This is a genomic window from Vibrio sp. Isolate23 (genome assembly GCF_022398095.1).
Classification (GTDB): domain Bacteria; phylum Pseudomonadota; class Gammaproteobacteria; order Enterobacterales; family Vibrionaceae; genus Vibrio; species Vibrio coralliilyticus_A.
This window is the reverse complement of the sequence record NZ_JAKEUV010000001.1, coordinates 1,527,942-1,546,532: the sequence shown is the minus strand read 5'-3', so window position 1 is coordinate 1,546,532 and position 18,591 is coordinate 1,527,942. Positions and strand designations below refer to the sequence as shown.

The following is an 18,591-nucleotide window of genomic DNA, read 5'->3' as shown; positions in this document are numbered from 1 at the left end:
CGTTATCGCAGTTGAATGGTTAAGTTTGGCCCTGTTGGGATATCATCATCAAACCAGCGCGATGTAACAGTTTTGGTTTCAGTATAGAATCGAACTGCTTGCTTACCGTAAGCATGCAGGTCGCCATAGAAGCTGCCACGCCATCCAGTGAATGAGAAAAACGGCAAAGGCACTGGAATCGGGACATTGATACCCACCTGACCAACCTGAATTTCGTGTTGGTATTTACGTGCAGCCGCACCGTTTGCAGTGAAGATCGATGTTCCGTTGCCGTATGGGTTGTTATTGATCAGTTCGATCGCCTCTTCTAGCGTCTCGACTTCCAGGCAAACTAAAACAGGACCAAAGATTTCCTGCTCATAGACCGACATATCAGTCGTTACACCTGTGAACAAGGTCGGGCCCAGCCAGTTACCTTCCGGCATACCTTCAACATGGCACTGAGTACCGTCTAGTGCACACACAGCCCCTTGCGCTTTGCCTTCTTCAATCAAACTCACTACACGATTCTTAGCTTCTTTGCTGATCAATGGCCCGTACGCTGCGTTGCCATCATCCCATGCCCCCGGAGTCATCTTCGCCATTTCAGTTTTTAGATCATTGACCCACTCTTTCGAACTTCCAACGAACACCGCAACTGAAATAGCCATACATCGTTGCCCAGCCGCGCCAACTGAGCTTCCAACCAAGTTATTTATCACCTGCGCTTTATTGGCGTCTGGCATCACAACCATATGGTTTTTCGCACCGGCAAACGCCTGAACACGTTTATTGAAGTTGGTGCCCGTCTGATAGATGTATTGAGCAACAGGCACGGAGCCAACAAATGACACAGCACGAATCAAAGGATGAACGAGCAGTTTGTCTACCTGATTCTTGCGGCCATGAACAACCTGCAGAACACCTTTTGGTGCACCAGCCTGTTCAAATAATTCAGCCAAACGCATCGCAGTAAGCGGCACTTGCTCAGAAGGTTTAAGAACGAAGGTGTTACCTGCGGCGATTGCCAGTGGGAACATCCACAATGGAATCATGGCTGGGAAGTTAAACGGTGTGATACCACAGCATACCCCTAGCGGTTGAATCATCGAGTAAGTATCAATTTCTGTCGCAACGTTTTCTACGGTTTCGCCCATCATGTTACTGGCGATATTCGCAGCTTGTTCAACGACCTCGATTCCGCGCCAAACATCTCCTTTCGCATCGATGGTGATTTTTCCGGTCTCTTTTGAAAGAAGCTCCGCTAGCTCGTCATGGTGCTCTTTAAGTAAGTGCTGATAACGCAACATCAAGCGAGCTCGCTCCGATACCGCAACTTCCTTCCAAGATTTAAATACTTCAGCGGCATTTTGAATCGCTTGCTCCATTTCCTGTTCAGTCGCACAAGGAAGTTTGGCAATGACTTCACTGGTTGCCGGGTTGGTCACCTCAACCCATTCATTGGTCTGTGACTGGCAGAACTCACCGCCAATAAATAAGGGAACTGACTGAGTCATAATGATGTCCTTTTCTTTTATAGTGGGATCTCAATACCCATTGCGGTTGCTTCACCGCCACCAATACAGAGTGATGCAACACCTCGCACCACGCGTTTGTTGTTCTTGTTTCCATCTGTGCCCAGAGCCTGCAACTGACGAAGGCTATGAATCAGCGTGACAAGAATTCTTGCACCACTGGCACCAATGGGATGGCCTAATGCGCACGCACCTCCTTTCACGTTAACTTTCTCGCTATCGAGGCTGAGCTGTTTGACAGCGATCTGCGTCACCACTGCAAAAGCTTCGTTGATTTCCCATAAATCCACTTCGTCCACCGCCCAATCTAGCTGAGATAGAAGCTGCTCGATCGCGTAAACAGGTGCCAATGTAAATTCAGCAGGAATACGGGCATGCGTTGAATGACCTTTGATAATGGCCAGTGGTTCCAAACCCTGCTGCTTGGCAGTCTGCGCGTCCATCACCACAAGAGCGGCAGCCCCGTCGGATATTGCGCTGGAGTTGGCTGCGGTAATCGAACCATCTTTGGCGAATGCAGGCCTTAACTGAGGAATTTTTTCAGGTTTGATTGAGCGTGGTTGTTCATCATAATCAAGCGGAGGATCTTTCTTGAGAGCAACAGGGACGATCTCATCGGCAAACAACGCCTGCTGCTGCGCTTCAATCGCTCGGTTAACCGACAAGGTTGCCCACTCATCCATTTGCTCTCGGGTAAATTCAAGCTTATCGGCAATTTGCTGACCGAAGACGCCCATCAGTTCACCTTCATACGCATCCTGCAGACCATCTAAAAACATATGATCGTAGGTCGATTTGTGACCCATGCGCATCCCAGAGCGTGACTCTTTAAGCAAATACGGCGCATTAGTCATGCTCTCCATACCTCCTGCAACAATGCAATTGGCACTGCCCGCTCGAATAAGATCGTTTGCTAGCATTACTGCTTTCATACCGGAGCCACAAACTTTATTGATGGTCGTACAACCCACCGCTTTCGGTAGATCAGCTCCCAAAGCAGCTTGCCTAGCGGGCGCTTGCCCACAGCCTGCGGGCAACACACAGCCCATATACACTTCATCGACTAACTCTGGCGATAAAGATTGCTCTTCCATTGCCGCCTTTATCGCGACCGCCCCTAGCTTGGGTGAAGAATATTCAGAAAGCATGCCCTGAAAACGCCCCATTGGCGTTCTCTTCGCTGCAACTATCCAAATCTCTTTCTCTTGCATTGCCTGCTCCTCACAAGATTGTTGAGTAACGGCTTTACTACCTCTGCGACCACAAAGCAGCTAAATTCACGACGCCGCTTTCACTTTTCAAAGCCATTTGTTTTTTGCATGGTTATTTCTTGACGTTTACGTAAGCATAGCACTAACATTTACGTTAACGTAAAGAAACACATTCACAACCTGTAAAATCTTTTTTACCGTCGTAGTGGAAAGTGTGATTGTCTATCACCTGGCAGTTGGGGAGTTTCATCTGGTGGAAACATACAAAATCAGCGAGCTCGCTAAAGAGTTTGATATCACAACAAGAAGTATCCGCTTTTACGAAGATATGGGCCTAATTCAACCTGAGCGCAAAGGCAGTATGCGAGTTTATCAGCGCAGAGACAGGGTTCGTCTTAAGTTGATTTTACGAGGGAAGCGACTTGGTTTTTCATTGGCCGAGATACGCGACTTGTTAGAGCTTTACGATACTAATCAAATAGATACCCAGTTGATTAAGATGCTCAAAATCATTGATGAGAAGGAAGATGTACTCAAACGTCAACTTGAGGACATCACCATCGTCCTTGACGATTTGAATACCGCTCGCCAACGATGTGAAGAAGCGTTGCAGCGTTCAAAAGCCAGCTAAAGCGCTTCTCGAGACATCATTAATCCGCCAGGGATCGTAACCAGCAAAAACCGCTGAATCGGAGGCGATATGATATCTCAGTACACCCCCCTCAACTTTGGGCTTGATGAGTCTGTGAATATGTTGCGGGAACACGTGAATGCTTTTGCCCGCGAGCACATTGCACCTATCGCGGCCAAAGTGGACGAGGAAAACCAATTCCCGAACCACTTATGGTCGCTAATGGGTGAAATGGGCTTGCTTGGCGTGACCATAGACGAACAATATGGTGGCGCCGCAATGGGCTATTTAGCACACGTGGTAGCCATGGAAGAGATAAGCCGTGCGTCTGCTTCTGTTGCACTTAGTTACGGTGCTCATTCTAACCTATGTGTGAATCAGATTTTCCGCAACGGAAATGCTGTTCAAAGAGAAAAATACCTACCTAAATTAATCGATGGCTCCTACATTGGTGCGCTGGCAATGAGCGAACCCAATGCAGGCTCAGACGTTGTCAGTATGCAGCTCAAAGCCGAATTAAACGGCGATCATTATGTGCTAAATGGCACCAAAATGTGGATCACCAACGGCCCAGATGCAGACGTACTCGTCGTTTATGCCAAAACCGACCCTAGCGCGGCTTCACGGGGTATCACCGCTTTCATCATCGAACGTGATTTTGAAGGGTTCAGTCACGCTCAAAAGCTCGACAAACTCGGCATGCGAGGCTCAAACACCTGCGAGCTGGTTTTCAAAAACTGCAAAGTACCCGTTGAAAACGTACTTGGTGAAGTAGACCAAGGCGTCAAAGTCTTAATGAGTGGCTTAGATTACGAGCGTGTGGTACTTGCCGCTGGCCCACTAGGCATCATGCAGGCTTGCTTGGATCTTGTCGTGCCTTACGTTCATGACCGTAAGCAATTTGGTCAGTCCATCGGTGAGTTCCAGTTAGTTCAAGCCAAGGTGGCAGATATGTACACCCGTGCCAACGCGGCACGCGCTTATGTCTATACCGTTGCCGCTGCCTGTGACCGCGGTGAAACGACAAGAAAAGATGCCGCTGGCGCGATTCTTTACAGCGCCGAATTAGCAACACAGCTTGCACTCGATGCCATCCAGCTGCTAGGCGGTAATGGATATATCAATGAATTCCCTGCTGGCCGATTATTAAGAGACGCCAAACTCTATGAAATTGGCGCAGGTACTTCTGAAATTCGCAGGATGCTTATCGGGCGTGAACTGTTTGAAGAGTCACGCTAACGAGGATGTTATGGCAATCATAAAAACTAAAATCAAAACCGACTCTCCCCTGTTCACCAAAAATCAGCAAGCGATGAGTGGACTGGTCGAAAAATTGAACGCAGATGTTGAATCCATCAAACAAGGTGGTGGCGCTAGGGCTGTCGAAAGACAGCGAAAGAAAGGAAAACTTCCGGTACGCGAACGTATTGATCTTCTGCTCGATCAAGGATCAGACTTTTTAGAAGTCGGTCAGTTCGCAGCGTGGAATGTTTATGAAGAATCAATCCCTTGTGCGGGTGTCGTTGCAGGTATCGGCAAAATAAAAGGGGTTACCTGTATGGTGCTGGCCAACGACCCATCAGTCAAAGGCGGTACCTACTACCCACTGACAGTGAAAAAACACCTCAGAGCACAAGAAATCGCTGAACGCTGCCACTTGCCCTGTGTTTATCTGGTCGACTCGGGTGGCGCGAACTTACCTCACCAAGCTGAGGTGTTCCCAGACAAAGACCATTTTGGGCGTATTTTCTTTAATCAAGCACGAATGTCTGCCAAGGGTATACCACAAATAGCGGTTGTTCTTGGGCCTTGTACCGCAGGTGGCGCTTATATTCCGGCGATGGCAGATGTCTCTGTGATAGTTAAAAAACAAGGCACCATTTTCCTTGCCGGGCCTCCTTTAGTTAAAGCGGCCACAGGTGAAATCGTGACGGACGAAGAACTCGGCGGCGCAGATGTTCATTGCCGTAAATCAGGGGTTGCAGACTACTACGCAGAAAATGAGCAACAAGCTTTCCATATGGCGCGAGAAGCACTTGCAAGCAGCAATCAAGAACCTGTGATACCCCAGACGGAAAAGGTGTTGCCACCACGTCTACCCGCTGAAGATATCTACGGCATCGTCAATGCCGATCTTCGCTTGTCTTTCGATGTGAGAGAAGTGATTGCACGTATTGTTGATGATTCCGATTTCGATGAATTTAAAGCCCTATTCGGCACGACTTTGGTGTGTGGCTTTGCTCGTATCGAGGGCAAACTCATTGGCATCGTCGCGAACAACGGCATCTTGTTCGCGGAATCAGCGCAGAAAGGCGCCCACTTTATCGAGTTGTGTGCCAAACGAAAAATTCCATTGCTGTTCCTACAGAACATTACGGGATTCATGGTTGGCAAAAAAGTTGAGGAAGGTGGCATCGCCAAACATGGCGCCAAACTCGTCATGGCAGTGGCTTGTGCTGATGTGCCTAAATTCACCATCATCATTGGCGGCTCATACGGAGCGGGCAACTACGGTATGTGCGGTCGAGCTTACGAGCCAACGATGATGTGGATGTGGCCTAACGCTCGCATCTCAGTAATGGGCGGTGAACAAGCCGCTGGCGTGCTCACCCAAGTGAAACGTGAGGTCCTGAAACGCCAAGGCGAACCTTGGTCAGAAATGGAAGAAGGTCAGTTCAGGCAAACCATCGTTGATCAGTATGAAGAACAAGGCCACCCATACTACGCAAGTGCACGCCTCTGGGATGATGGCATCATAGATCCTAAAGAAACTCGACATGTTCTCGCCCAAGCGCTCAGCGCGACAGAGCATGCTCCGATGCCTGATAGCCATTTCGGTATCTTTAGAATGTAGGAGCCTGACATGACCACTCTAAAAGATACCGACTATCTCACTTGCAGCGTCGATACATTCGGCGTTGCCAGTCTGTCACTTAACCGGCCAGACAAGCACAATGCGTTCAACGCGCAGGTTATCGAACAGTTAATAGAATCGATTAACTCACTGGCACAACTCCCAGAAGTCAGATGCTTGGTGTTACGTGGTAACGGGAAGCACTTTTCTGCAGGCGCTGATCTTGGCTGGATGCAGTCAATGGTAGGTAAAAGTGAACTGGAAAATCAGCAAGATGCGTCAAGACTTGCTCAGTTGATGCGCTGCTTGGATAACTTCCCTCACCCTACTCTCGCTGTTGTTCATGGCTGTGCGTTTGGTGGAGCTCTGGGGCTCATCTGTTGCTGTGATGTCGCGATTGCTGATCAAAGCGCCTTGTTCTGTCTCAGCGAAGTAAAGCTAGGACTTGTTCCAGCGACCATCGGGCCCTATGTAAACCGCGCGATTGGTGCTCGCCAGTCAAGGCGCTACATGCTGACTGCAGAGCGCTTTGGCGCCAACAAAGCGGTTGAGATTGGTTTGATTCATGAAGCTGTTGAAGCCAGCGAACTGGAGAAAGCCGTCACTGAAATGGTAAATCAGTTGCAGCTTAATAGCCCTGCTGCGCTTACGCAAACCAAAGCTCTGATTCGAGAGTGTGACTCTCAGGCGCTTGACGATGCTTTAATTGAATACACCAGTCAATTAATCGCAAAAGTCAGGGTATCTGAGCAAGGGCAAGAAGGTCTTAGAGCTTTCTTTGATAAGCGACCACCAAATTGGGCAATGGGAGGCCGTGAATGACGACGACCTCGTTACTACCAGAGTCAGTCAAGATAGTTGAAGTAGGTCCTCGTGACGGTTTGCAAAATGAGGAATTGGTTTCTACAAAAGTGAAAGTTTCACTTATTAATCAACTGTCCTGCTGCGGTTTAACACACATTGAGGCGGGTTCCTTTGTTTCGCCAAAATGGGTACCACAAATGTCGGATTCGATGGAGGTGATGTCTCAAATCACTCGTATAACAGGAGTGACTTACTCGGTGCTGACTCCCAATCTGAGAGGCTTCGAACAAGCCCTAAACACCAGTGCCGATGAAGTTGCGGTATTCACATCGGCTTCAGAAGGTTTCTGTCAGAAGAACATCAACTGTTCTATTGAAGAAAGCCTGGAAAGATTTCGCCCAGTGGTGGCTCAAGCAAAAGACAAAGGCATTCCGGTTAGAGGTTACTTATCCTGTATCGTCGATTGCCCTTATGACGGCCCAACCGAGCCCAGTCAGGTCGCCAAGGTTGCTCAAGCACTGCTTGATCTTGGTTGCTATGAAGTGTCTCTTGGAGACACGATTGGTACGGGTACGCCAGTACGAATTGTGAACATGCTCAACGCGGTTTTTGAGCGAGTACCTTCACAGCAGGTCGCTGTTCATTTCCATGACACTTGGGGACAAGCGCTTGCCAATATATACCAAGCCCTTCAAATGGGCGTTCGTGTTGTCGATAGTAGCGTAGCAGGGTTAGGGGGATGCCCTTATGCTGCAGGCGCAACTGGTAACGTAGCGACCGAAGATGTGGTTTATCTTTGCCAAGGTTTAGGGATTGAAACGGGCGTGGATCTATATCGCCTCGCTCAGGCAGGGTGGGAAATCAGCGACGCCTTAGGGCGCCAGCCGACTTCCAAAGTTTCACTGGCTTTGCGTAGCTAACAAACTCTCGCTATTTTTGGGCTGATAGGATTGAAGTAACAAGCAAACCATTATCAGCCCAATTCCTCCCCATCCTGACATGCCAATATGCTCTCCCACCACAACTACCGCAAATACTGCAGCTACAGCAGGCTCAAACAACGTCAACAAACTCGCTTTGCTGGCAGACACTGTTTTTAACCCATAACCAAAGCAGACATAACCAAGAAACATTGGAACAAACGCCATGTACAAGGCGACAGATGTATTTATTGGTGTCGCAAACAGATTACCACCAGTAAAAAACAGTGAAGGTAACAGCAATAGTGAGCCCAGCCCGAAAATACTTCCCATCGCAGATTTGGAATGTACACCTTCAGTGATGAGCATTTTGGCCGCCCACGCGTAAGTGGCATAGGTGAAACCTGCAAGCAATCCGAGCGCTATTCCTATGTATTTCATGTGTTGAATATCAGTTTGTGTGGTAGTTGATGTCTCTGATAGAGTCAGTAAAAGGATACCAGTTGAGCCCACGATGAGGCTTATCACCCAGCGGGTATCAATTGTTTTCTCTTTGCCAAACAGGCACTCCAGAAATGCTACGAAGAATGGCGCACTCGCGATAGAGACTACCGTCCCAATCGCCACACCGGCCATTCTCATAGAGCTATAAAACGCGAGAGGGTAAACGGCCAAAGCAAATGCTCCGGTCAACAAAATAGCTTTATTGGATTTCAATATGCGCCGATCTTTTCTGATCGTGTTGCAAGCAAACAGAGCCAGGAGAAGTCCACCCACACCCATAGAAAAAGCACCAATAGCCAACGGGCTTATATCAGGCGCATACGTGGCTGCGGTACCAGTCGTCCCCCACAATAAAGAAGCAAACAGGATGACCAGAACTCCAAGCTGTTCATTGTGTGTTTTTAGCCTCTGACTCATAGCTGTACTCTTTGTATTTATCATTATGATAAGCACAGCTTAAACAAGCGAATAGCATTTAACTTTGCAGAAAAGACACTTTACTTGATTTTATAGACTCAATTTCATCAACCGCGTAGCTCTCGGGGAGAAAGCCCAAATGATGATGAAAAACGACGGCTAAAAGCCGACAGGTCAGCGTACCCTACTCTCTCTGCAATAAGCTGAACTGGGATATCCGTATGCGTGAGGAGTGCCTTGGCTTTTTCCATTCTTTGTTTGGTCACGTATTGGAGGACACTTAATCCAGTGGATTGTTTGAAGATCTTTTTAAACTGCGTCGGACTCAAACAGGCGACCTTAGCTAAGTTATCAACCGTGATCTCTCTGGCTAGATCTTCCTCAATATGATGCAGCACGGCTCTAACCCTATGATCAAGTTGCTGCCCGGCCTGTTGTTCCGCCAATAGCTTCATAAACATGTCGACCATTGGCTCTTCGATGGTAGGGGTTACCCGATGCTGAAGCTGAGATTCAACAAATGTTAGGTAGGACTGAAGTGGTGAAGAAATCGGAAAAACCAGAGTGTCCATATTCAACAAATTCTCTGGCATGGTGTTTAAATCAGCGACAATGAAACGCGCAGCCTCTTTAGCGCGAAAATGGTGAAAAGTGTTGGCCTGTATCACCACGCACTCACCGACCGACACTTTTCCTTGATAGCCTTTCAGCTCAATAATGATGGTACCTAAAATAGGAAGCACAAGTTGATGATGTTCATGAGCATGGCCTCTACGTTGACGGGTATAGGCTCGAATGGTGAGATTGTTTTCCAACATCGGACTGGGTTCACTCCACAAAGTGAGACTGATAAAACTTAGGTGTCACAGCAAGTTTCTTTTTAAAATGTCGCTGAAAATGCGCTTGATCTGAGAAGCCTAGATTGTTGGCAACATCAACAATATCTTCTCCAGACTTGAGCATCACTTTCGCACGCTTGATCTTTTCATCCATAAGATAAGCGTATGGTGGTAACCCATACTGGTCCTTGAAAGCACGTAGAAGCTGATATCGGCTCATTCCCACTTCCTCTGCTAACGCTTCTAGGGAATGAGAGTTACTCAGTTCATCCATTAACTTCTCGCGCACCACCGCAAGACTCGACAAGCCGGTCTTTGCCATCGGTTCAACTCTCTGTCGAGAACTAAGCTCAATAAAATCATACAAACAAGATTGAGCTAACAACACATTTTCTTCGCTCTGAAGCGCGGAAAAAAGAGTCAAATATCGTTGCTGAAATTCCGGATGACGCTCTAAATCGTTTTCAAAAGCTAGGTAGTCATATCGTTGATTCGAACTCATTTCTCGCTGAATTTCACCCATTTCCAGCGCATCAACAAACAACATACTATAGGACCATGTACCTTGGTGTGGATTACACGAATGAATATCTGCAGGGTTAATAGTAACGATATCCCCCTGCCCAATTTGATGTGTATTGCGTCGATTTCGGTAATCTGCACGGCCCTGATTGATAATGCCAAATGAAAATTCATCATGGGAGTGAGCGTCATAACATGCCGTCGACTGATTCGCGACACGTAGCTCGATCCATGGAAGAACCGTACTCTGTTTGAAGCTCGCACTTTTATCTTTCTTCATTCTCTCACCATCGCATTCAGAGCCAAATCATCACGACAGACGCGCATAACATCATTGCCATGAATCTATTAAATTGGCGGTGAGCTCTTGGATTTGCAAGTCGATTCGCTAAAACACGGCCAATCATCGCCCATATGCCAACCCCGATCACACAGACTAATAATGAAACCAGAGTAAAGAGCCACAAGGAATAATGTTCATTTTCCTGCCCTATTACATAAAGACTTACGCCGGACATCGCTACCAACCATGCCTTAGGGTTGAGTATTTGAGTCAAACTTCCGGTCACCCAGCCGGAACTCTTCCCTTGTTGAACAGTGACACCTTGTACCGGCGCTGCAAAGATTTGGTAAGCAAGGTAAAACAAGAAGCTACTTCCAACTAACTGCATCCAAAACTCAAGCTTCGGTAACGTCGAAGCCAGTGTTTGCATCATCTGCCCGGTACCAAACACGACAGCAGCATACGCTATCGATGCGCCCAGAACGTGCTTGGACGCCGCCCTTAGCCCATCATTTACCGCAGTGGTTGTCGCTAACAGATTCACCGGGCCAGGTGTCACGGCTCCAACAAATGCAAACACCACCATCGCCAATATCAAATTTTCCATCTCGTTATCTCCTCTTTTTCACCAAGATAACGACTAGGAGAGAGACAGTATTGAACGATATTGCAGAGCATCACTCATTGGAAACAGGCTAAATAGCAACAAGGCAGCCAGAACATCTATTACCTTTACCATTGCGGTAGCCAACCCAATCTTGCCAAAGCCCCTAAGAACTTGGCCTCTCCTTTCCCAAAACGCGGTTATTCAAATATTTCGAACGAGTATGTTAATTTTCTCCGATTTTTTCTCACCTCATCAACGCCTAAACTCAGTTTTAACCAATGAGGGAAAGATATAAACCCTCTACCAATGAATTTGAAAAATTTGAGGATGACACTATGAAAGCTCTACTGAAAACACTGACAGAATCAAAAGCAGGTTACAGCGCTCTGGCGCTACGTATTCCAGTTGGGATCATTTTTATGGCGCATGGAGCACAAAAACTGTTTGGCTGGTTTGGTGGTTACGGGCTGGAAGGGACTGGTCAGTGGATGGCATCTATCGGTCTAGGGCCTGGTATTCTAATGGCATTCTTAGCAGGTAGTGCTGAGTTCTTTGGTGGTCTTTTCATTTTGCTTGGCCTTCTTACACGTCCAGCTTCCATTGCTCTTGCATTTACTATGCTTATCGCCATTTTCTCAGTTCACTTTGAGAACGGACTTTTCATGTCTAACAACGGCTATGAGTTTGGCCTAGCCCTTATGGCTGCGAGTGTATCACTGGCATTATCAGGTTCAGGCAAAGCAGCAGTTGATCAATTTATCGCAAAGAAATTCGCTTAATATCGAACACTGGAGGGCAATATTATGATTACAGTTAGACACTCAGATGATCGTGGCGGCGCAAGTTTTGGCTGGCTGGATAGTAAACATACGTTTTCCTTTGGTGATTACTATGATCCAAAACACATGGGATTTTCTGCTTTACGAGTGATTAATGACGATATCGTTCAGCCAAGTGCTGGTTTTGCAACACACGGTCACAGAGATATGGAAATCATCAGCTATGTCTTAGAAGGCGCCATCGAGCACAAAGACAGCGAAGGCAATATTCAAACCTTGCCTGCTGGAGAGTTCCAGCTAATGTCCGCTGGCCGTGGAATTTATCATAGCGAATACAATGCGTCCGACTCTGATACGCTGCGATTTCTACAGATTTGGATTCAACCAAACACGTTTGGTAATGAACCTGGCTATCAACAGAAAGACTTTGGTAAAGTGGAAGGGCTAACGCCTATAGCAACACCCGATGGTCGCAATGGCACTTTGCATATAAAGCAGAATGCCTCTCTTCAACAATTGATTTTGGCTGCTGGCCAACACATTGACTATGAGATTACACAAGGCAGAAGTGTCTACATCCACCAAGTAGAAGGACAATTGACCGTCGATAGTACCGTATTGCACTCAGGTGACGGAGCAAAAGTTGAGGCAACCACATCGGTTTCTTTCAAAAACTCGGGAGATGCACCAGTTACTGCTCTAATCTTTGATCTCCCCTAGCTGTGTAATCAAGCCTCGGAGCGAGTAAGATCTCTGAGGCTTAAAAGCTTTGGATATCTAGGCTTATATTGCAGCTGGTTGCGATATGAGCTTTAGCATAAGTGCCTCTCTGCGAAGCTCAAGAATATCTTCAATGATTCGCTCTTTTGCATTGAGACCAAAATGTTCCGCATAATTCTTAATCGTATCCACTTCGTGCTTTTCCAGCTTATACACATTGCGCTTTAAATACGCTTCAGCTTCGCTTTTGATAAATCCATTATCCTGAAGATTCTTGATGATCACATCATCTAGTTCACTCAACTTTCTTGTCATTTTCTTCTACTTCTGGCTACAACACTCGTACATCATTCTAAAAAACATGCTAAGGGTGATATTCCGTCGGAAAAATACTCTCGGAGTATGACAAGAAAGTGACAGCGTTCTATAAGCTCTAGAGCGGGCACATTTTACACGGTTCCCGCCGCTCGCAAGGCCTCTCTAGAACCACATTAGGCCGGTTTTAAGAAAGTGACTGGAACCTATATCCTCTCCGCACATTTCATCGTAAGCACTCTGATGAACCAATGACGCACTGTGGTAATGCTGGTCTTTAAAGTGTTCTTTTGCTTGAGATAAACTGCGAAATTTCAGCGGATTTTGATTGGTATCGCGCAAAAGCAATCTATCGCCTACATCGATCGAATAAGCCAAGTAAATGCCGCCTTCCAATGATTCAGTTTGAAGTTCCATACCTTATTCTCCTCTCGTGTCCTAGGAACCTATACGAGAGATAAAGTAATTTTGATTACCACATAGTGAATTGGCCTCGTGAATACTCACAAGTGGCTAGTTAAACACTTTGAATCAATATTCACCTAAAGAATATAAATCATCACAAATCACTTACAATGGGCCTTAACGCAAATTTGTCTGCTGTTCAAACTTTAATCACACAGTTTTATATTTTGGCCTTCAATACAGTATGAACAACCACATTAAAAACAGAATTATCATCAATAATTCCACTTTTCAGAAAAAAAGCAGTGAAGAAGTTCAATTTACCCGTCTAGAGTTAGCGAATATCAGAATTGTTTGCTGGATCAAGTTTTCCGCCAAAGATGTTGCGGACCTATTTATAAAATGAATAATACCCATTTGTTACACGCATGTAACAAACACAACATCTATATAAATAATATTCATATAAACCATAATGCATAGGCAGGAAAAGCATGACAAAGCGTATATCGCTTGCCGTTTTGGCAAGTCTTTTTGCGGGTAGCGCTGCGGCATCCAACTTGGATGACAAAATCAACGAAGTCGTTGCACCTATCGTCAACCCATTTGTAGGTATGATCTTCTCGACCATTCCTTTCCCTTTTACAGACGTACAGGTGCCTTGGATCGTTCTTTGGTTGGTTGTTGCAGCAAGCTTCTTTACTTTTTACCTTGGCTTCATCAACTTCCGTGGGTTCAAACACGCAGTTCAATTAGTCTCCGGTAAATTCTCAGATCCAAAAGCCAAAGAAGATGGCGAGGTATCTCACTTCCAAGCACTGACTACGGCGTTGTCTGGTACTGTTGGTCTAGGTAACATCGCTGGCGTTGCGGTCGCAGTTTCTATCGGTGGCGCGGGTGCAACATTCTGGATGATCCTTGCTGGCCTACTTGGTATGTCTAGTAAGTTTGTGGAATGTGCTCTTGGTGTGAAATATCGTAACACCAACCCAGACGGTTCTGTTTCTGGTGGTCCTATGTACTACCTAAGCAAAGGTCTAGCTAAACGCGGTAACGCTGCATTTGGCCGTACCCTAGCAGTTCTGTTCTCTGTGTTTGCGATCGGTGGTTCTCTTGGTGGCGGTAACATGTTCCAAGCTAACCAAGCGTTCAAGCAGGTAGTAGGTGTAACAGGTGGCGACGCTTCGTTCTTTGCTGATAAAGGCTGGTTGTTTGGTCTTATCCTAGCTGTCATCGTTGGTATTGTTATCATCGGTGGTATCAAGTCTATCGCCAAAGTGACAGAGAAAGTGGTTCCTTTCATGGCGACCATTTATGTCGGTGCGGCACTTATCATCATCCTAATGAACTTCGACCGCATTGATGACGCATTTGGCGCTATCTTTAACGGAGCATTCACTGGTGAAGGTATCGCTGGTGGCGTAATTGGTGTGCTTATCCAAGGTTTCAAACGTGCTGCATTCTCGAACGAAGCGGGTGTGGGTTCTGCGGCTATTGCTCACTCAGCAGTTAAAACAAAAGAACCGATGTCAGAAGGTTTCGTGTCTCTGCTAGAACCGTTCATCGATACCGTTGTAATTTGTACCATGACTGCACTAGTTATCATCATCACAGGTTACCTAGATAAAGACACAGGCCTAGCAGGTGTTGAACTGACTTCAGCAGCATTTGGCAGCGCGATCAGCTGGTTCCCATACATTCTTGCTATTGCCGTTGTTCTGTTTGCTTTCTCTACCATGATCTCTTGGTCTTACTACGGTCTTAAAGCTTGGACTTACCTATTCGGTGAGAGCAAAACAGCGGAGCTTATCTTCAAAGTTAAATTCTGTATCTTTGTAGTAATTGGTGCAGCAATGAACCTTGGCCCTGTTATCGACTTCTCTGATGCGATGATCTTCGCGATGGCACTAGTGAACATTATTGGTCTGTACATTCTGGTTCCAGAAGTGAAACGCGATCTAGCTGATTACCTAGAGCGATTCAATGCGGGTAAAGTGTACAAAGTTCAGCAGAAGCAATCTCAGACTGAAGCGGTTGAGCAGTAAGTAACCTCAGCCTCTAAGAAATTCAAGCCCGGCACTTTCGCCGGGCTTTTTATTTTCGTTTTATGTCTTCTTGCCAACATTCAACCAGATAGTCGATAAACTGTCGTACAAGGGGCTGCTGATAGCTTCGCGACAAATACACCGCCCATAGCGCATAACTTGGATAGTGATAGTCATTTAGAATGGAGATCAACTCCCCTTTCTCTATTAATGGGTTGGCTAAGTCGCACGGTAACCGAATCACTCCCTTTCCATTAACCGCAACTCTCACTAAAGTACTCAGATCGTTCGCTCTAACATTGCCCGATACCGCAACGTCCACCGTTTTATTGTCTTTAACGAACAACCAGTTTTTGGCATTTAAATGCGTTAAACAGTTGTGGCGTGCTAACTCCTCGGCGTGTTTAGGTTCTCCAAATTCATTTAGATACTCCTGCGATGCGCATATGGCCGTATCAATTGCCATTAACCTTCGAGCAATTAGGTTGTCCGCTGGTTTATCAGTGAAGCGCAATGCAACATCCACTCTCTCATCCACCAGCTCTGAGTTTTGATCCGAAGCCAATATATCGATAACAACTTGTGGATGGCGTGACACAAAATTTTGGACTCTATCGATCAGCAGGTTCTGTGCAAACCCAATCGGCGAAGCCACCCTAATGGTTCCTGCTAGAGCCTCTCTACCACTCATTGAGTCTAACTCCAACGCAGCGGCTTCATCCAAAATGCGCTGACATCGAACAAACGCCTGCTCACCAGCGTGAGTTAAACTGACTTTTCTCGTCGTACGATGCAATAAACGCTGCTGTAGCCAGCTTTCAACCTCCTGTACATGTCGAGACACCTGCAACCGGCTGATATCTAGTGACTCTGCTGCCTTGGTAAAGCTCTTAGCATTCACGACTTCAACAAAACTTCTTATTGCGACTAAACGATCCATACATCACCATTAGTAACTTAAACTGAAGCAATGTGTATCACATACGCTCATTTATCGCTAGATAGGTATCCATTAGACTGCATTTGTTGTTACGAAATACTGAATTACTGACAGGAGATATGAAGATGAAAATTGCAGTTTTAGGTGCATCAGGTTGGATCGGTAGCCACATCGTAAATGAAGCAAAGGCGCGCGGGCATGAGGTTATCGCTTTAGTAAGAAACCCAGCGGGCTTCGAAATAGAGAATGTTGAAACACGACAGTTTGATTTACTGGACCAAAATTCTGATATCATCGCCGCAGTTGATGGTGCCGAAGTGGTGATTTCATCCATTGGCGGCCGAGCGGCGGGTAATCACGACATCGTCGCGAAAACCGCAGAAACTCTGCTGACGCAATTGCCACAATCTACTGCTTCTCGACTACTTTGGGTCGGTGGCGCTGGTTCTCTGGAAGTTGCACCGGGAGTTAAGCTTGTGACTATTCCAGAATTTCCTGACGAGTATAAGCCTGAAGCGGTCGCTATGGGTGAAGCATTAGAGGTATTTCGCTCTCTAGAAAGTGCCATTAATTGGACCTTCGTTAGCCCTGCAGCAGATATTTTCCCTGGGGAGAAGCAGTCCCCCTACCGAATTGGTGGTGACACACTGCTGACAGACAGTGATGGCAACAGTCGAATCTCAGTCGCTGATTATGCTGTTGCTATGATCGACGAACTTGAGTCAGCCAAGCACCTAAACCAACGTATTGGTGTTGCGTACTAAGTAAAAAGGAGCCTTACATGGCTCCTGTTTCATTTATAAAAGTGATGATATATCGACAGCCCCAATACTGACTCATCACAAAGTTTTCACAACCAACGAAAACGCCGGATGGCTGTATTAAGCTTTTCCATGAACTCAGGGTGTTGTTCTAGAAAACGTTTTGAGACATAGAGGCCAAAAGCCTTTTCTTCTTCTAAAACCACACCATACCCTTCTAAATCGATCACATCATGGAGAAATACCACCTCAGCAACAAGAAAAGCATCAATCTCCTTGTTATCCAGCTTTTCAACTAACCCTGAGGGATTGGTCGCTGGCGGACTGATTTGATACCCTTGGTTTTTGAGCCAATAAGAAGTGTTCGTATTGAGTAAACTCGCTACCTTGGCGTTTGCTTTGAAGGTATCACTATGGGGATCAAATCCGTTCATATCTTCGGTTCTAACCACCCAAACCCAACGATTGATCATCACGGGTTCTGAAAAAACCGCATACTTATCCCGTTCTTCGTTTTTCGAGGCCATGAAGAAGCCATCAGAGCGCTCTTTTCTTAATTCAGACAATGCTCTACCGTGGTTTGATGACACTGTTACCGTATAATTTACTCCTATAGACGACAAGATCGGTAAGACCTTTTCAAGACCAATTCCATCTGGCTGTCCTTGATCATTAACCATAGTGTAAGGCGGAAAATCTGGCAGGAAAAAATGCATATCGTATGCAGCATGCGTCTTCATACTCATAAAAATGAACACTAATGCTGTGATCAGTAAGGGTTTTGTCATCATATCAAACAGTTATCTCTTAATAATTAATATAAGTATAGATAGCAAATGTCTTTTTGYTATTTATATAGGTTACATACTGACACACCATGCAAAGTTAAACCAATATTGGACTTGTTGAGTATCAGCTTAAATTCCACACTATAGTCTATCGAGATGGCAATGAACGGGTGAAAAACTGCGCTCAGTTTTACTCCAATACATATTAAACGAATGCAAGATTAAATTATTTACGTGACATCCATTCAAATTTTGTTTTTATAAAAAACCACTTTCTTCTCTGAGATGGAAAATCAGAAATAAAACTTGAATAGGAATATGTAAATTTATATAAAATAAAAAATAACTGCCAAAAGTATTCGAGAGTTTAATTTTTTGGATACAAAAGCAACCTACGTTAATAACGTCAAAATATATAACAAGAACAAGTCTGTTTAGTTGAGCTTAACGCCTTAGACTGAGACCTATGCCATAAAAACAATGTTCACCAAGAGTATGGGTATACAAAACAAGCTGAATATAGTTCTGACAATGCATTAATCACGCAAATACCAATTCAATAATGAACACTTGAAATATTAATTATTGAAAATTTAAATAAATCACAATTACATTTTAAAATATCATCGATATATTTATACCGTTAATAAAAGTAATTCACATCGTTTAGTTTTATAAATTTAACTATCGAGCAATTAGATAAGTAACTTATTAAACCCGTACTATTTTCAG

Annotated in this window: 19 protein-coding genes; 9 read left to right on the top strand and 10 right to left on the bottom strand. The window is 45.6% G+C overall.

What is annotated here, in order from left to right:
- Nucleotides 1-2: 2 nt before the first annotated feature.
- Together L1D31_RS06985 and L1D31_RS06980 are read right to left on the bottom strand one after the other, a co-directional pair.
- Nucleotides 3-1,496 carry a CoA-acylating methylmalonate-semialdehyde dehydrogenase gene (locus L1D31_RS06985; RefSeq protein WP_239836320.1) on the bottom strand — a complete coding sequence of 498 codons (1,494 nt, stop codon included), beginning with the start codon at nt 1,494-1,496 and terminating at the stop codon, nt 3-5.
- A gap of 17 nt (nt 1,497-1,513) precedes the next feature.
- Nucleotides 1,514-2,725: an acetyl-CoA C-acyltransferase gene (locus tag L1D31_RS06980; protein WP_239836319.1), complete on the bottom strand. Its 1,212-nt coding sequence runs from the start codon at nt 2,723-2,725 to the stop codon at nt 1,514-1,516.
- 253 nt (nt 2,726-2,978) lie between these two features.
- Between L1D31_RS06980 and L1D31_RS06975 the strand changes: the two genes are divergently transcribed.
- The 5 genes from L1D31_RS06975 to L1D31_RS06955 all read left to right on the top strand — a co-directional run bounded on the left by L1D31_RS06975 (nt 2,979) and on the right by L1D31_RS06955 (nt 7,934).
- Nucleotides 2,979-3,356 carry a MerR family DNA-binding transcriptional regulator gene (locus L1D31_RS06975; RefSeq protein WP_345772826.1) on the top strand — a complete coding sequence of 126 codons (378 nt, stop codon included), beginning with the start codon at nt 2,979-2,981 and terminating at the stop codon, nt 3,354-3,356.
- 69 nt (nt 3,357-3,425) lie between these two features.
- Entirely contained in the window at nt 3,426-4,595 is a 1,170-nt protein-coding gene (locus L1D31_RS06970; RefSeq protein ID WP_239836318.1) for an isovaleryl-CoA dehydrogenase, read from the top strand.
- A 10-nt stretch (nt 4,596-4,605) separates the two neighbouring features.
- Complete coding sequence (locus L1D31_RS06965) at nt 4,606-6,210, top strand: carboxyl transferase domain-containing protein (protein WP_239836317.1); 1,605 nt, start codon at nt 4,606-4,608, stop codon at nt 6,208-6,210.
- A 9-nt stretch (nt 6,211-6,219) separates the two neighbouring features.
- Complete coding sequence (locus tag L1D31_RS06960) at nt 6,220-7,032, top strand: enoyl-CoA hydratase/isomerase family protein (RefSeq protein ID WP_239836316.1); 813 nt, start codon at nt 6,220-6,222, stop codon at nt 7,030-7,032.
- Nucleotides 7,029-7,934 (top strand): hydroxymethylglutaryl-CoA lyase, encoded by a 906-nt coding sequence (locus L1D31_RS06955; RefSeq protein ID WP_239836315.1) that lies wholly within the window; start codon nt 7,029-7,031, stop codon nt 7,932-7,934. The genes L1D31_RS06960 and L1D31_RS06955 overlap by 4 nt, the downstream gene beginning before the upstream one ends.
- Here L1D31_RS06955 and L1D31_RS06950 read toward each other — a convergent pair.
- The 4 genes from L1D31_RS06950 to L1D31_RS06935 all read right to left on the bottom strand — a co-directional run bounded on the left by L1D31_RS06950 (nt 7,914) and on the right by L1D31_RS06935 (nt 11,106).
- Nucleotides 7,914-8,855, bottom strand: coding sequence for an EamA family transporter (locus L1D31_RS06950; protein WP_239836314.1), 942 nt, complete (start codon nt 8,853-8,855; stop codon nt 7,914-7,916). The genes L1D31_RS06955 and L1D31_RS06950 overlap by 21 nt on opposite strands.
- A gap of 107 nt (nt 8,856-8,962) precedes the next feature.
- The gene (locus L1D31_RS06945) at nt 8,963-9,673 is read right to left on the bottom strand and encodes an AraC family transcriptional regulator (protein WP_239836313.1); all 711 of its coding nucleotides are present in this window, start codon (nt 9,671-9,673) and stop codon (nt 8,963-8,965) included.
- A gap of 10 nt (nt 9,674-9,683) precedes the next feature.
- Nucleotides 9,684-10,496: an AraC family transcriptional regulator gene (locus L1D31_RS06940; protein WP_239836312.1), complete on the bottom strand. Its 813-nt coding sequence runs from the start codon at nt 10,494-10,496 to the stop codon at nt 9,684-9,686.
- A gap of 16 nt (nt 10,497-10,512) precedes the next feature.
- Nucleotides 10,513-11,106 (bottom strand): LysE family translocator, encoded by a 594-nt coding sequence (locus tag L1D31_RS06935; RefSeq protein ID WP_239836311.1) that lies wholly within the window; start codon nt 11,104-11,106, stop codon nt 10,513-10,515.
- Nucleotides 11,107-11,441: 335 nt separating this feature from the next.
- On the opposite strand from L1D31_RS06935, the gene L1D31_RS06930 reads away from it, so the two are divergent.
- Nucleotides 11,442-11,885 carry a DoxX family protein gene (locus L1D31_RS06930; protein ID WP_082314607.1) on the top strand — a complete coding sequence of 148 codons (444 nt, stop codon included), beginning with the start codon at nt 11,442-11,444 and terminating at the stop codon, nt 11,883-11,885.
- A 24-nt stretch (nt 11,886-11,909) separates the two neighbouring features.
- A complete protein-coding gene (locus tag L1D31_RS06925) occupies nt 11,910-12,605 on the top strand; it encodes a pirin family protein (RefSeq protein WP_239836310.1) in 696 nt (231 codons plus the stop codon).
- Between the two features lie 63 nt (nt 12,606-12,668).
- Here the strand turns inward: L1D31_RS06925 and L1D31_RS06920 are convergent, their stop codons facing one another.
- Complete coding sequence (locus tag L1D31_RS06920; RefSeq protein ID WP_006960822.1) at nt 12,669-12,920, bottom strand: hypothetical protein; 252 nt, start codon at nt 12,918-12,920, stop codon at nt 12,669-12,671.
- A 165-nt stretch (nt 12,921-13,085) separates the two neighbouring features.
- A complete protein-coding gene (locus tag L1D31_RS06915; protein WP_239836309.1) occupies nt 13,086-13,337 on the bottom strand; it encodes a DUF6482 family protein in 252 nt (83 codons plus the stop codon).
- 482 nt (nt 13,338-13,819) lie between these two features.
- Between L1D31_RS06915 and L1D31_RS06910 the strand changes: the two genes are divergently transcribed.
- Nucleotides 13,820-15,370 carry an alanine/glycine:cation symporter family protein gene (locus tag L1D31_RS06910; protein WP_239836308.1) on the top strand — a complete coding sequence of 517 codons (1,551 nt, stop codon included), beginning with the start codon at nt 13,820-13,822 and terminating at the stop codon, nt 15,368-15,370.
- 49 nt (nt 15,371-15,419) lie between these two features.
- Here L1D31_RS06910 and L1D31_RS06905 read toward each other — a convergent pair whose 3' ends face one another.
- The gene (locus tag L1D31_RS06905) at nt 15,420-16,310 is read right to left on the bottom strand and encodes a LysR family transcriptional regulator (RefSeq protein ID WP_239836307.1); all 891 of its coding nucleotides are present in this window, start codon (nt 16,308-16,310) and stop codon (nt 15,420-15,422) included.
- A 125-nt stretch (nt 16,311-16,435) separates the two neighbouring features.
- Here L1D31_RS06905 and L1D31_RS06900 point away from each other — a divergent pair, with 125 nt between their 5' ends.
- Nucleotides 16,436-17,074 carry an NAD(P)-dependent oxidoreductase gene (locus L1D31_RS06900; protein ID WP_239836306.1) on the top strand — a complete coding sequence of 213 codons (639 nt, stop codon included), beginning with the start codon at nt 16,436-16,438 and terminating at the stop codon, nt 17,072-17,074.
- Between the two features lie 86 nt (nt 17,075-17,160).
- On the opposite strand, the gene L1D31_RS06895 is transcribed toward L1D31_RS06900, so the two are convergent.
- Entirely contained in the window at nt 17,161-17,862 is a 702-nt protein-coding gene (locus tag L1D31_RS06895; RefSeq protein WP_239836305.1) for a transporter substrate-binding domain-containing protein, read from the bottom strand.
- Nucleotides 17,863-18,591 lie beyond the last annotated feature (729 nt).